This is a genomic window from Helicobacter sp. 219-2 (assembly GCF_030053225.1).
In the GTDB taxonomy this organism is placed as follows: domain Bacteria; phylum Campylobacterota; class Campylobacteria; order Campylobacterales; family Helicobacteraceae; genus Helicobacter; species Helicobacter pylori_C.
Map to the genome: position 1 here is coordinate 81440 of NZ_JASGBS010000001.1, position 13102 is coordinate 94541.

General features: G+C 39.9%; 13 protein-coding genes, 5 tRNA genes and 1 pseudogene. 5 read left to right on the forward strand and 14 right to left on the reverse strand.

Annotation, left to right across the window (positions count from 1 at the left end):
- Positions 1-46 precede the first annotated feature (46 nt).
- The 3 genes from P6280_RS00405 (at position 47) to flgG (ending at position 1490) form a co-directional block, all read left to right on the forward strand.
- The gene (locus P6280_RS00405; RefSeq protein ID WP_283236705.1) at positions 47-235 is read left to right on the forward strand and encodes a hypothetical protein; all 189 of its coding nucleotides are present in this window, start codon (positions 47-49) and stop codon (positions 233-235) included.
- A 24-nt stretch (positions 236-259) separates the two neighbouring features.
- Positions 260-586 (forward strand): hypothetical protein, encoded by a 327-nt coding sequence (locus tag P6280_RS00410; protein WP_014535301.1) that lies wholly within the window; start codon positions 260-262, stop codon positions 584-586.
- A 115-nt stretch (positions 587-701) separates the two neighbouring features.
- Complete coding sequence (flgG, locus tag P6280_RS00415; protein ID WP_000946438.1) at positions 702-1490, forward strand: flagellar basal-body rod protein FlgG; 789 nt, start codon at positions 702-704, stop codon at positions 1488-1490.
- A gap of 460 nt (positions 1491-1950) precedes the next feature.
- Here the strand turns inward: flgG and P6280_RS00420 are convergent, their stop codons facing one another.
- The 6 genes and pseudogenes from P6280_RS00420 to P6280_RS00445 form a co-directional block, all read right to left on the reverse strand.
- Positions 1951-2091, reverse strand: a complete 141-nt coding sequence (locus P6280_RS00420) for a hypothetical protein (protein ID WP_000071314.1) — start codon at positions 2089-2091, stop codon at positions 1951-1953.
- A gap of 83 nt (positions 2092-2174) precedes the next feature.
- On the reverse strand, positions 2175-2936 hold the full coding sequence (locus tag P6280_RS00425; protein ID WP_000323693.1) for a YaaW family protein: 762 nt from the start codon (positions 2934-2936) through the stop codon (positions 2175-2177).
- A 255-nt stretch (positions 2937-3191) separates the two neighbouring features.
- Positions 3192-3608 carry a transcription antitermination factor NusB gene (gene nusB / locus P6280_RS00430; RefSeq protein WP_000235739.1) on the reverse strand — a complete coding sequence of 139 codons (417 nt, stop codon included), beginning with the start codon at positions 3606-3608 and terminating at the stop codon, positions 3192-3194.
- Between the two features lies 1 nt (position 3609).
- Positions 3610-4080, reverse strand: coding sequence for a 6,7-dimethyl-8-ribityllumazine synthase (ribH, locus tag P6280_RS00435; protein ID WP_001165609.1), 471 nt, complete (start codon positions 4078-4080; stop codon positions 3610-3612).
- A 9-nt stretch (positions 4081-4089) separates the two neighbouring features.
- Complete coding sequence (gene kdsA / locus P6280_RS00440; RefSeq protein ID WP_024422525.1) at positions 4090-4920, reverse strand: 3-deoxy-8-phosphooctulonate synthase; 831 nt, start codon at positions 4918-4920, stop codon at positions 4090-4092.
- Positions 4907-5571, reverse strand: a pseudogene (locus tag P6280_RS00445) (carbonic anhydrase). Before P6280_RS00445 ends, kdsA begins: the two are co-directional and overlap by 14 nt.
- 122 nt (positions 5572-5693) lie before the next feature.
- On the opposite strand from P6280_RS00445, the gene pyrF reads away from it, so the two are divergent.
- Entirely contained in the window at positions 5694-6377 is a 684-nt protein-coding gene (gene pyrF / locus P6280_RS00450; protein ID WP_212853300.1) for an orotidine-5'-phosphate decarboxylase, read from the forward strand.
- Positions 6378-7208 (forward strand): pantoate--beta-alanine ligase, encoded by an 831-nt coding sequence (gene panC, locus P6280_RS00455; RefSeq protein WP_283236706.1) that lies wholly within the window; start codon positions 6378-6380, stop codon positions 7206-7208.
- Positions 7209-7219: 11 nt separating this feature from the next.
- Here panC and P6280_RS00460 read toward each other — a convergent pair.
- The 8 genes from P6280_RS00460 to groES form a co-directional block, all read right to left on the reverse strand.
- Positions 7220-7295: transfer RNA gene (locus P6280_RS00460), tRNA-Glu, on the reverse strand.
- 63 nt (positions 7296-7358) lie between these two features.
- A tRNA-Asp gene (locus P6280_RS00465) sits at positions 7359-7435 on the reverse strand.
- Positions 7436-7475: 40 nt separating this feature from the next.
- Positions 7476-7551 (reverse strand) — tRNA-Val (locus P6280_RS00470).
- Between the two features lie 41 nt (positions 7552-7592).
- A tRNA-Glu gene (locus P6280_RS00475) sits at positions 7593-7667 on the reverse strand.
- A gap of 10 nt (positions 7668-7677) precedes the next feature.
- Positions 7678-7753, reverse strand: a tRNA-Lys gene (locus P6280_RS00480).
- A 632-nt stretch (positions 7754-8385) separates the two neighbouring features.
- On the reverse strand, positions 8386-10548 hold the full coding sequence (gene sabA / locus P6280_RS00485; protein WP_283236707.1) for a Hop family adhesin SabA/HopD: 2163 nt from the start codon (positions 10546-10548) through the stop codon (positions 8386-8388).
- 306 nt (positions 10549-10854) lie between these two features.
- Positions 10855-12495, reverse strand: a complete 1641-nt coding sequence (gene groL / locus P6280_RS00490; protein WP_015427255.1) for a chaperonin GroEL — start codon at positions 12493-12495, stop codon at positions 10855-10857.
- 24 nt (positions 12496-12519) lie between these two features.
- On the reverse strand, positions 12520-12876 hold the full coding sequence (gene groES, locus P6280_RS00495) for a co-chaperone GroES (protein WP_000671953.1): 357 nt from the start codon (positions 12874-12876) through the stop codon (positions 12520-12522).
- Positions 12877-13102 lie beyond the last annotated feature (226 nt).

The following is a 13102-nucleotide window of genomic DNA, read 5'->3' on the forward strand; positions in this document are numbered from 1 at the left end:
CAATGGGCATTCCAAGATTGATGAGATTTTAGTCAAAGGAGTTGATATGCGTAAAGGTGGATTGGGTGGTGCTAACACCCAAACAGGGATTAAATTTGAAGAAGAAAATGATCTAGTGAGTCGTTTAAAAGATACGAAAGATTATAGGTGTGAAGAAAGATCTTTAGGGGGTTATGAAATTTATTTCAAAGATGAATCTATAGCATATTCTTTTAAAAAACATGAATTGTATTAGGTATTTAGAAAAAAAAGGTATAGATTGGAAAAAATCCTATCTAGCCAACTTTTGCCTAATAATGCTATTTTTGTGCCTAGTAATAACACATTTTTTATTTTAGAAATCAAATATCAAGGAACGGGTGGTTCAGTAGATGAAAAACTCCAAACCTGTGATTTTAAATTAAAGCAATACAAAAAGCTTTTTAAGTCTTTAGAATGTAAGGTAGAGTTTATTTACATCTTAAGTGAGCGGTTTGAAGAACTCAAATATAAAGACGCTCTAGATTATATTCAGAGCGTGAATTGTCAGTATTACATTGGAGGTATTAAAGATTTACCCTTGAATAAAATAGGTTTGCCTGTATAATTTGAGGCAAGAGCTTAAAAAATAAGGCGTTAAAACAACGCTTCAATTTTAGTCAAATTTAATCTTATCTTGGTTATAATTCTAGGCTATTAAGTTTTAGTTTAAAGGGAAAATCATGCTCCGCTCTCTCTATAGCGCCACTTCAGGGATGCTCGCCCAACAAACGCATATTGACACCACTTCAAATAATATCGCCAATGTCAATACCACCGGGTTTAAAAAATCTCGTGCGGATTTTAACGACTTGTTTTACCAAGCGATGCAATACGCTGGCACCAACACAAGCAACACAACTTTATCGCCTGATGGCATGGAAGTGGGCTTAGGCGTGCGCCCTAGCGCGATCACTAAAATGTTTTCGCAAGGCAGCCCTAAAGAAACGGAAAATAATTTAGATGTCGCCATTACGGGTAAAGGCTTTTTTCAAGTCCAGTTGCCTGATGGCACCACCGCTTATACAAGAAGCGGGAATTTTAAGCTAGACGAACAGGGCAATCTTGTAACGAGCGAAGGCTATCTTTTGATCCCTCAAATCACTTTACCTGAAGACACCACGCAAGTGAATATCGGTGTGGATGGCACGGTGAGCGTGACTCAAGGCTTGCAAACGACTTCTAATGTGATCGGGCAGATCACTTTGGCTAATTTTGTCAATCCGGCAGGGCTTCATTCTATGGGGGATAATTTGTTTTCAATCACCAACGCTAGCGGTGAGGCGATTGTGGGCAACCCGGATTCTCAAGGATTGGGCAAGTTAAGGCAAGGCTTTTTGGAATTGAGCAATGTGAGATTGGTAGAAGAAATGACGGATCTAATCACTGCTCAAAGGGCTTATGAAGCCAATTCTAAAAGCATTCAAACCGCTGATGCCATGCTCCAAACGGTCAATTCTCTCAAACGATAAAAGGGTCTTACCCCCCCTTTTTTCTTTACTTTTTACTTACCCTTGTATCTAGAGTTGTTAGGATTAAAGCTGGTTGGCACGATTGTCCATAGCCTTTTTGTAAGCCGGATTGTTAGGGTTTTTAGTGTTGCTTTTTTGATCGTTGCTTCTTTGACTATAGCTTTTACCCATTTTTTCTCCCTTTAAAATAAAATAAAAATCAGATGCACTTTTGCTTATCCATTGTATATCTTTTTCCTAAAGAAAAGTTTAAAAGGAATCTATTTACAACGATTTTTCGCCTTTATTGATATGTTTAGAGAACGATGATAATGATTAAAATATTTTCATACGCCTATCATTTTGGATAGGATAAATCTGATTTGAAAGTAGGAAACTATTGATTTTTCTTTAGGGTTAATTTAATGAAACGCTACTTTGATTTTTGGCACAAAAACCCCCTCCTTTAACCTTCTAACCCTTACTTTTTATCGTTTTTATGCTCGTGGTTAGCGTTGCATTGATTAGCTTGGTTTTGGCTATTTTTTTGACAACTTTCGTTGTTTTGATTTTTGGCATCACCTTTTTGATTGTGGTGTTGATTGCTGCAACTGTTACTCATTTTGTCTCCCTTAAATTAAAATAAAAACTAGATGCATTTTCGCATCTAGGTCTCCATTCTATACCTTTTTCCCTAAAAAAAGCTTAAATGGATTCTATTTGCAACGACTTCTTATCTTCATTGGCTTGCTGTGTTTTTAGGCGTAAAGTGGCAACCACAATGCATGCCGGTATGGTTACCCTATAAGCCGGCCCTGCAATATCAATCGCTGTCCATACGCCTGTAATGATCCAGCCAACAGGGCCTGTTAAAAAGCTCAGAGTCCTTGTAAGCACTTGATTGCCCGCAAGCGATAAACCACGCCCTAGAATGGTTTTTGCGACCGCATTCGCAACAATGACAGCCAATTGATAAGATTTAAAGCCCCCCATTTTAAACAGCGTTAGAGTCGCCGCGCTTAAGGCTTGTCTGTTTAAATTGTCCGTGTTTTTTATGGACAATTCATCGCACATTTCTTTCACTTCTTCATCGTCCATTTCTTCCAAACTTCTTTCTAAGATTTTAGAAAGCATGTTTTGTTCAATTAAAGTCGTTTCGGTTTTCTTGTTGTAATTGACCTTTAATTTATCGCACACATCGCATAGGATCTCTTTGTATAAGACTCCTTCGCCTTTAATGAAGCTCGCAAAACTATTGCTCCCATAGTATTGCAACTCTTCAGCGATTCTTTCTGCGTATTTAGCGTAATCATCGCCATGCCTTTTGTATTCTATTGAGCTTGTCAGTTTTTCATTGTGTCTTTTTTCGCCGTCTTTACCAAAAACAAGCACCTCAAACAAATCCAATAAATCACTAGATTCCAATTGCTTTAAAAATTCCAAGTCTCTATCATATTTGTATGCCATATTATTCCTTTATATTGTTCTATCACTTATTGAAAGCAAACGACTTTTCGCGCTTCATCGCTGTTTTTCTAAAGTGATTACTGATTTTAATATCATTTGTCTAAAACTATACTTAATATTCTAAAAAGGCTTAAACTCAAACCCCCAACGCTCTTAAGCTCTATAGGTTTCATGCTTTAAAGCTTCAATTCTTTGGTTATTGCTTGAATCATGTTCTCTTTTTAATTTTTCACAATCATTAAATATAAAACACCCTCAATTCAAGGGTTTTTGAGCGAGCTTTTTGCTCAAAGAATCCAAGATAGCGTTTAAAAATTTAGGGGTGTTAGGCTCAGCATAGAGTTTGCCAAGCTCTATGCATTCATTGATGATGATGGGGTTTTGCGTGGGCGTGAAGCCAATTTCATACGCTCCTAAGCGTAAAATCGCCTTTTCCATGCTCCCCAATCGTTTGAAATCCCAGTCTTTTAAATGCGGTTCAATGAGAGCGTCAATTTCATTGATTTTTTCCAACACGCCATTAAAAAGGCTTAAAGCGAAAGCAAGCTGGTTATTTTTAATCTTTTTTTCTTCTAACATGCTGGAAGCGATTTTTTTAATTTCTTCATTACCGCTTTCAAACGCATACAACAATTCAACCACAGCCCCCCTGGCTTGAGTTCGTGTCGCCATTTTAACCCTTGAGAGTTTGGCACAAGCTCAATAATTCAATGAGGGTGCTCATCGCTTCAAAGCCCTTATTGCCGGCTTTACTGCCCGCTCTTTCAATCGCTTGCTCAATATTGTCTGTGGTCAGCACGCCAAAGCTTACAGGCATGCTGTATTTTAGCATCGCGTTGGCAATGCCCTTAGTCGCTTCCGCGCTCACATAGTCAAAATGCGGAGTCCCCCCTCTAATAATCGCTCCTAAAACGCACACGCCATCGTATTTTTCACTCCCTAACAACCTCTCTAAAATGAAAGGCAATTCATAAGCCCCAGGCACCAGCACGATGTCTAAAAGATCCTCATCGCCCCCATGCCTTTTAAAGCAGTCAATCGCCCCTTCTTGCAATCTGTCTGTGATGATATGATTGAAGCGCGATGTTAAAATAGCGACTTTTTCATTCCCTTGTAGTTGCAATTTCCCTTCTATGATTTGCATGAAATTCCTTTAAAATAAATTTTGGATTTTTAACATGTCAGCCACTAAATGTTCTAGCTCGTTAGGTTTTAGCATGTTCGCCCCATCGCTTAGAGCGTTTTTAGGATCAACATGCGTTTCAGCGAACAACCCATCAATCCCCACCGCCGCCGCCGCTCTGGCTAAAATAGGGGCAAAAGAGCTATCTCCTGAACTTTTCCCGTTCGCTCCCCCTGGCATTTGCACGCTATGAGTAGCGTCAAAAATCACAGGGGCAAACTCTCGCATGATTTTTAAAGAGCGCATATCCACCACTAAATTCCCATACCCAAAGCTGCTCCCTCTTTCACACAGCCACACACCATTTTTTAACGCTGTTTCATAAGTGGGGCTTTGAATGCTTTTATCTCTCGTTTTAAGGGCTTTTAAGACAGAATATTGCATGTCTTTTGGGTTCATGAATTGCCCTTTTTTGATATTGATAATGGCGTTAGTTTGACTCACTCCTACAATCAGATCCGTTTGGCGGCACAAAAACGCCGGGATTTGTAAAATATCCGCCACTTTGGCCGCTGCGCTTGCTTGATAGCTCTCATGCACATCGGTTAAAATTTTATAGCCAAATTCATCTTTGATGGTTTGTAACATTTCTAAGCCTTTTTCTAAACCAGGCCCTCTGTAACTCTCTAAACTCGTGCGGTTCGCCTTATCAAAGCTTGCTTTAAAATAAAAATCCAACCGCTCGTTGTTGGCTAGGGGTTGTAATTTAGTAGCGATACTCCTTAGATTTTCTAAGCTCTCAATGACGCATGGGCCAGCGATTAAAACGGATTTAGGGGTTTTTGTTTTAGAAGTTTTCATGACTTTTCCTTTGTTTAATGGTTTCTTCAATCGGCTCAAAAAATGGCTTTCAAAATTATAATTATAAATCCTGCCTGTTTCTATGATATGGTGCCAACCAAAAATCTTTAGTTCGTTATTCATTACTCTTTCTTGAATGAAATCATAGCTTAAGAGGTTGTTGAGTTGCAAGCGCACATTCAAACGCTCCGTAAGCCATGAACGCTTGGCAAAATGGTTGCTGAATTGCGGGTGGTTTTTTAATTCTTCTTTAATAGGCTCTAAAAATTGTATCCAATTTGCAATGTAAGGGGTTTTAGCTTTGGTGGTTCCATCATTAATTAAATGAATGCTCCCGCAAGCCCCACAATCGCTATGCCCGCAAATAATTAAATTTTGAACGCCCACATGCACAATAGCGTATTCAATGCTCGCCATAGTAGAAAGGGACTCTTTATGGCTTGTTTTAGGGGGGATTATATTGCCCATGTTGCGAATCACATACAATTCGCCCGGTTTGGTGCCTGTGATTAGATTAGGCACGACTCGTGAATCCACGCAAGAAATGAACAAAGTGTGGGGCTTTTGCTTGGTTTTTAAGCTCTCATAAAGCTCTTTAAGCTCTTCATATTCATTCTCTTGAAACTCTAACGCTCCTAAAAACGCTTCCACTCTTTAACCCTTAAAATTTCATTTGATTAAAATTTGTTTTATTTTTAAAACGCTTATCATAGCTAAAATTCTTCCATTTCTTTTTGTTATAATGGCGTTATTTTACACTTTAAAGGGCTTTCATGCAATTATGTGTCGCATTGGATTTAGAAAAAAAAGAGGACAATCTTTCTTTATTGCAAGAATTAAAGGGTTTAGATTTATGGGCTAAGGTGGGGCTTAGATCTTTTATAAGAGACAGGGCTGTTTTTTTAGATGAAATCAGAAAGATTGATGGGAATTTTAAGATTTTTTTGGATTTGAAGCTCTATGATATTCCTTATACTATGGCAAACGCCGCGCTAGAATGCGCGAAATTGGAAGTTGATATGCTCACCGTGCATTTAAGCAGCGCTAAAAGCGCGCTAACCATTTTAATGCAACGCCTAAACGCTCTTAAAAAACGCCCCTTAATCATGGGCGTGAGCGCTTTAACCAGCTTTAGCGAAGAGGAATTTTTGAGCGTGTATAACGCTCCTTTAAAAACTCAAGCGATTAAATTAAGCGCTATGGGTAAAGAGAGCGGGATTGATGGGGTGGTGTGTTCGGTGTTTGAAAGTTTGGCGATTAAAGAGGCTTTGGGTAAGGACTTTTTGACTTTAACCCCTGGCATAAGGCTGAATAAAAATGATAAAGAAGATCAAGAAAGGGTAGCAAACGCTAAAGAGGCTAAACAAAATTTAAGCGATTTTATCGTGGTGGGCCGCCCCATTTATCAGGCTAAAGAGCCTAGAGAAGTGGTTTTAGAGCTTTTAAAGGATTGTTAAATGCGAGTGTTAGAAACGATTGCTACTTTAAGAGAATATCGTAAAAGTTTGAAAGAAAGCGTGGGGTTTGTGCCGACTATGGGGGCTTTACACAAAGGGCATCAAAGCTTGATAGAAAGGAGTTTGAAAGAAAATTCCCACACGATAGTGAGTGTTTTTGTCAATCCCACGCAATTTGGGCCTAACGAAGATTTTAACGCTTACCCGCGCCCTTTAGAAAAGGATTTGGCTTTGTGTGAAGGATTGGGCGTTAATGCGGTGTTTGTGCCTAAAACGAGCGAAATGTATCCCTATGAAATAGAGCAACGCTTAAAACTCTACGCCCCTACATTTTTATCCCAATCTTTAGAGGGAGCAATGCGTGAGGGGCATTTTGATGGGGTTGTTCAGGTCGTGTTAAAAATGTTTCATCTTGTTAATCCCACTAGGGCGTATTTTGGCAAAAAGGACGCCCAACAGCTTTTAATCATTGAGCATTTAGTCAAAGATCTGCTTTTAGACATTGAAATAACGCCATGCGAGATCGTGCGCGATGACGATAATTTGGCTTTAAGCTCTAGGAATGTGTATTTGAATGCAACACAAAGAAAACAAGCCCTAGCCATTCCAAAAGCTTTAGAAAGTATCAAGCAAGCCATAGATAAGGGCGAAAAAGCGTGCGAAAAGCTTAAAAAACTGGGGCTTGAAATTTTAGAAACCTTGGAAGTGGATTATTTGGAGTTTTGCAACCACAAGCTAGAGTCTTTAAAAACCATAGAGCCAGCTAACACGCTGGTTTTAGTGGCGGCTCGTGTGGGTAAAACCAGGCTTTTAGACAATTTATGGGTGTAGTTTGATTTTTGTGGCGACCCTTGGAAGATTTGAACTTCCGTTTCCACCGTGAAAGGGTGGTATCCTTGGCCACTAGATGAAAGGGTCATTTTTAACGATTGACTATTATATTGGAAATAAAGCGTAGGAAATGATTTAAAAAGCGCTTGGTGGCGGAGCGGACGGGACTCGAACCCGCGACCCCCTGCGTGACAGGCAGATATTCTAACCAGCTGAACTACCGCTCCCTATCCAAACTCCATAGCCTAAAAATGCATGCTTTAGTCATGGTGGTCGCTATAAGACTCGAACTTATGACATCTACCTTGTAAGGGTAGCGCTCTACCAACTGAGCTAAGCGACCAAAATATTGAGATAAAATTCAACTAAACCCGTATAAAAGAGTGGTGACTCCTAGGGGATTTGAACCCCTGTAACCACCGTGAAAGGGTGGTATCCTAACCACTAGATGAAGGAGCCACGATGCTCATGGTGACCCGTGTTGGATTTGAACCAACGGCCCATTCCTTAAAAGGGAATTGCTCTACCAGCTGAGCTAACGGGTCTCACAAAAAGATAATGATACAATTTTTTTTAACGCTTGTCAAGAATAATTGAAAAATATTGCGGTTTTCATAGAAACGACACGCTCTTAAAACGGCATAACAGCTTTTTGTTTAAAAAAACTTGGTTGCATTTAATGCTATAAGGATCACAACAGACGCCATGCGTTTTGGTCATTGGTTAGTATTGTTTTTGGGGTTTTAAAAAAGCTCTGTTTCTATCAAGATCTAACAAATATGATTGGGATTTAATGCTTTTTTGTTTAAAAAATTTCATTTTTAAAAAATGGTATTTTGTTTTATTGTTTTAGATCTTATTTTGTTGTAAAAACGCATTTTCTTAAGTTTTATTGTATTTTCTTAAAGGGATAGGAATTGCTTTGAAACCATTCTCTCCCCTACACTCACAACTAAAATCACCCCAAAAAAGTGCTTTTTTTAAAAGATTATCGCTTAACTTAGTGTCAAACTTCTCACTAACTAATATAAAAAATGCTAAAAAGGATTTTGCATCAAAACCCACACAAAAATAAAAACTTAAAGATTAAAAAGCGAAAGTAGTGGGGATCAGCAAAAAGAAAAAGATCAAACCCCCCAAAAAGAGAGTTTAAAAAAAGGAGTTTTAATGCGAGCTTTTAGTAAGCAAACACATAATTCAAATACACGCTATAAAGCCTGCGGTATTGGAGTTGAGTGCCTAGCAAAGAATAGTAATTGGTGTTGATCGTGGGGATCTTCACACCTAATTCCATGCCATGCTGAGCCGCATGATCGCTTGCTTTTTTCTTATTCCTAGCGAGATTCATTCTCAAGCCCAAGTTGAATAAGAATTGGAAATTCGCCACATTCATTTTAGCGCTATAGAAATTATTGAATGTCGCTAAATTCACATATTGAGAATTAAGCCACGAAGTGCCCGCTATTGCGATACCCCCAAACACCCCAAAAGAAATCTTGCTGTTTTTGGTGGCTTTATCATTGATAAAGTTATAGAGGACATCTGTTCCTACCCCATAAGTGAACACATCAGAGGCGGAGTTGAAAAAGCTGGATTTGATATAAGCATGGTTGTAATCAAAAAAGCCGTAATATCTAGCCCCCCATCGTTTCTTTTCACCAAAAAATTGTTTATACCCTATTTGCACACCGATCCCATTCATCGCGCCGTTGTTGGTTTGAGAGCTGATTAATCCAATGCGTCTGAAAGGGTTATGCCCTAATTCTTGCGTGGTGCTTAATAATTGCGAATAAGCGCTTTGGTTGAGTTGGTAAACGGTCTTTAAACCCTCGGGGTTATTAGGGTTAGTGGATTGGCTTATCAAATTTTTAAGGAATGGGGAATTAGGCGTGTTTGAAGCGGTCGTGGTGATGCTGTTATAAGTGCTGTTTAAATTGCTAAGGCTGCCTCTAAAATCAAGTATCGTGCGTGCAAGCAACTCAGATTGCTTGATTTGCTCTGCTTGAGTGCCAAAATGTGCAAGGCTGTTATCTAAAGCCGTTATCGTCTCTTCTACATAGGCGCAACCTGCCCCCCAAGTGTTAGAAGTAACCCCTTGATTAGGTAATGTTCCACCCCCATTTCTGCAAGCTGCCAAGTAGTTTGATACAAATTGGCTTGGGATAGTGCCAAGGTCTTTTTTCATTTGATCGACTAGTTCAAGCATCTTGGCTTGCGCTTGCGCGTGATTGAGCATGTTTTGAGCGAAAGCCCTATCAGCAGAGGTGTAAGGATTGAAATCTTGTGGCGCGTTTTGATTGGTTTGCTCTTTAGCGTTAAGGGTTTGAGCTTGCGCTACGATTTCTTGGGCGTTTTTGATCATGCTAGTAACGGCGCTAAACTCAGCGCTAAAGATTTGGCACGCATTCCCACCTGTACTGATACCCCATGGACTACCATTACCCGGAGCGTTTTCATTATGCTTAGATCGCACTAAAGGGCATTGCGTGTTAAGGACATTCATGATATTTGCTGCTTGAGCTAAAAGATTTTGAGCGTTATTGGTGGTGTCAAATTTGACGGTGGCCTTGTTATTATTATAAGTAGTGGTGATCGTTACGCCGTCTTGCGTGGTTGTGGTTGTGCTATTACTATTACTACCATTACTACCGCTACTAGAGCCGTTAGCTCCACAGAATTTATTCACACCGCCGTTGATGGTTTCTGTTTGTTTGCATTCATATGTGTATTTTACGGTCACTTGTGTGCCGTCTTTGTCTAAGACAGGAAAACCTTCTTGAGTCTTTAAAGCTTGTTGGATGATTTGATAGGCTTCATTGAGTTTCTTGAATTCATCAATAGACATGGATTTACCAGGACCAGTCGCTTCATACCGGTTGCAAGTAATGTTCGTGGAATACGACCCTGGTTGGTCATTAAAAACCACGCTGCCAGGCCCACGCCCTGTGCCATTGCCGTTCCCGCACATGATCGCATAGCCGATGACATTCCACAGCCCCACTGTGGCGTTTAATGCCAAAGAAACCGCTTGATACGCCGGGGAATTGTCTTTTTCGCCAATCAAACCCTGCGTGTTTGCTTTTAAATTATCGATCGCAGCATTGATTTGTGAAGGGCTGCTTGCGTTCGTTACCGCCTGATTGAGATTGTTAAAATTGTTTAAAAGATTGCTCAAATTTTCATAAGTGTCTGAAAGCCTTTTCAATTCGCCGGTGTTTTTCACCATTTGAGCGGCTTCACCGATTTGATAGCCGGCACTTATAAAAAAGCCGTTGTCTTCAGCGTTTAAAAGCGATGAAGCGAGAGAGAGAGAGAGAGAGAGTAAAAGGGTTTTTTTCATAAATATTCTCCTTGGAATTAAATTGAGTGATTGAGATTTTATACATTAAGTAAGAATGTATTAAAAGCATTGTAGCATAAAATCGTTTTTTTTTTTTTGTCATTTGGAGAAAATTTTAGAATTTTTGCGTTTTTTGTGCTTTTGTTTGGATGGTAAAGAGTTTTTAGATTTTGTTTTTAATGGAGTGCTAATGATAAAAGCTTAACAGAGATTTTTTGTTGCGCATTTTTAAAAGCGAGCGGTTTTGTCCAATAAAAGCCCCCAAAAAGAGGGCTTCTATCAAGGAAAGAACAAAAGCAAGGGGGCTTACATCATGCCGCCCATGCCTCCCATACCACCCATGCCACCCATATCAGGCATTGCTGGGGTTGCTTTTTCTTCTTTGATTTCATGCACGGTGGCTTCTGTGGTTAAAAGCAGGCTTGAAACCGAAACCGCATTTTGTAGAGCGATCCTTTCTACTTTTAAGGGGTCAATAATGCCCTCTTTAAACATATCCACATACTTGCCATTGCTAGCGTTAAAACCAAAATGCCCTTCGTGTTTTTGCACTTCATTCACGACCACACCGCCATCATAACCGGCATTGATAGCGATTTGAGCTAATGGGGCTTTAATGGCGCGCATGATGATTTCATAGCCTACTTTTTCATCATCGTGTAAATTCAAATGCACTTTTTGGGCTGCGCGAATGAGGGCCGCACCGCCACCAATCACAATGCCTTCTTCAACAGCCGCTTTAGTCGCGCTCAACGCGTCATCAACCCGGTCTTTTTTCTCTTTCATTTCCACTTCACTCGCAGCGCCCACTTTAATCACAGCCACACCGCCAGAGAGTTTAGCCAATCTTTCTTGCAATTTTTCTTTGTCATAATCGCTTGTCGTGCTTGCAATTTGGGTTTTGATTTGCGCGACTCTGTCTTTGACATCATGGCTATGGCCTTTGCCATCTACGATCGTGGTGTTGTCTTTGTCAATCACAATCCTTCCGGCTTTGCCTAAAAACTCCACTTCAGCGTTTTCTAGACTCAAGCCTAATTCTTCGCTAATGACTTGACCGCCGGTTAAAACAGCGATGTCTTTGAGCATTTCTTTTCTTCTGTCCCCAAAGCCTGGAGCTTTAACCGCTGCGATATTCAACACGCCTCTTAATTTATTCACCACTAGAGTCGTTAAAGCTTCGCCCTCAATGTCTTCAGCGATGATTAAAAGCGGTTTGCCCTCTTTCATGGTTTTTTCTAGCAGCGGGAGAATGTCTTTCATGCTAGAGATTTTTTTATCCGTTAAAAGGATGTAAGCGTTATCCAATTGAGCGGTCATTTTCTCAGCGTTGGTTACAAAGTAAGGGGAGAGGTAGCCTCTATCAAATTGCATGCCCTCTACGACATCCAATTCATCTTCAATGCCCTTAGCTTCTTCAACGGTGATCACGCCGTCTTTACCCACTTTTTCCATAGCGTCAGCGATGAGTTTCCCGATATTGTGATCGGAGTTTGCAGAAATGGTCGCTACTTGGGTGATTTCTTCTTTACCGCCTACTTTTTTGCTCGCTTTTTTAAGCTCATTAATAATGGCTTCAGCGGCTTTATCCATGCCTCGTTTCACTTCAATAGGGTTAGCCCCAGCCGTGATATTCCTCAAGCCTTCTTTAAAGATGCTATAAGCAAGCACGGTCGCTGTGGTCGTGCCATCGCCGGCAGCATCAGCGGTTTTACTCGCTACTTCTTTAACGAGTTGAGCGCCCATGTTAGCTACCGGGCAACTTAATTCAATCTCTTTAGCCACGCTCACGCCGTCTTTGGTGATGCTTGGAGCGCCATAGCTCTTTTGGATCAACACATTCCTGCCTCTTGGCCCCATGGTTACTTTGACAGCGTCATGGAGTTGTCTCACGCCTTCAAATAAAAGGTTTCTTGCACTATCTGAAAATTTGATTTCTTTTGCCATTTTGTATCCTTAATAATAATGTTTTTAGTGTTTTTTGTGATCATGACAGCAAGCTTCATGCTCTTTAGCATGTTTATGGTCATGACTATTTGTATGACAACAAGAGCCTGAGCCCACAATACCTAGAATGTCTTCTAGTTCTAGCACCATGTATTCAACGCCATCTAAAACGATTTCTGCGCCTTTGTATTTGCCAAAAGCGATCACATCGCCTTCTTTAACGCATTTGCAACCCTCACTGATTTTATGGCTAACCGCTTTGACTACGCCCATTAAAGGCTTTTCTTTAGCGTTATCAGGGATGATGATGCCTGAACTGGTTTTGTTCTCTTCTTCAAGTCTTTCTACTAAGACCCTTTCTCCTAATGGTTGAAATTTCATTTCAGTTCTCCTAAGTTTTGATAAATAAAATAGAAAATTAGCGCTTAGTATTCTTAAGCGACATAACTATAGCGCATTTTTAGGGATAAGTCAAGCCATAAAAACAAAGCTAATAATATAACTATAAGAATTATTAAGTCTATTTGTATAAATTTTCATTAGTTTAAAAATATAAGGATTAGAAAAGGGGGCGTTATCAATAAAGATTTTTTAATTGAGTATAATT

Excerpts from the sequence above, each read along its gene's own strand:
- P6280_RS00420 (WP_000071314.1), bottom strand. The coding sequence starts at position 2,091 with ATGAGTAACAGTTGCAGCAATCAACACCACAATCAAAAAGGTGATGCC.
- ribH (WP_001165609.1), bottom strand. The coding sequence starts at position 4,080 with ATGCAAATCATAGAAGGGAAATTGCAACTACAAGGGAATGAAAAAGTC.
- kdsA (WP_024422525.1), bottom strand. The coding sequence starts at position 4,920 with ATGAAAACTTCTAAAACAAAAACCCCTAAATCCGTTTTAATCGCTGGC.
- panC (WP_283236706.1), top strand. The coding sequence starts at position 6,378 with ATGCGAGTGTTAGAAACGATTGCTACTTTAAGAGAATATCGTAAAAGT.
- flgG (WP_000946438.1), top strand. The coding sequence starts at position 702 with ATGCTCCGCTCTCTCTATAGCGCCACTTCAGGGATGCTCGCCCAACAA.
- pyrF (WP_212853300.1), top strand. The coding sequence starts at position 5,694 with ATGCAATTATGTGTCGCATTGGATTTAGAAAAAAAAGAGGACAATCTT.
- groES (WP_000671953.1), bottom strand. The coding sequence starts at position 12,876 with ATGAAATTTCAACCATTAGGAGAAAGGGTCTTAGTAGAAAGACTTGAA.
- P6280_RS00425 (WP_000323693.1), bottom strand. The coding sequence starts at position 2,936 with ATGGCATACAAATATGATAGAGACTTGGAATTTTTAAAGCAATTGGAA.
- groL (WP_015427255.1), bottom strand. The coding sequence starts at position 12,495 with ATGGCAAAAGAAATCAAATTTTCAGATAGTGCAAGAAACCTTTTATTT.
- sabA (WP_283236707.1), bottom strand. The coding sequence starts at position 10,548 with ATGAAAAAAACCCTTTTACTCTCTCTCTCTCTCTCTCTCGCTTCATCG.
- nusB (WP_000235739.1), bottom strand. The coding sequence starts at position 3,608 with ATGGCGACACGAACTCAAGCCAGGGGGGCTGTGGTTGAATTGTTGTAT.
- P6280_RS00405 (WP_283236705.1), top strand. The coding sequence starts at position 47 with ATGCGTAAAGGTGGATTGGGTGGTGCTAACACCCAAACAGGGATTAAA.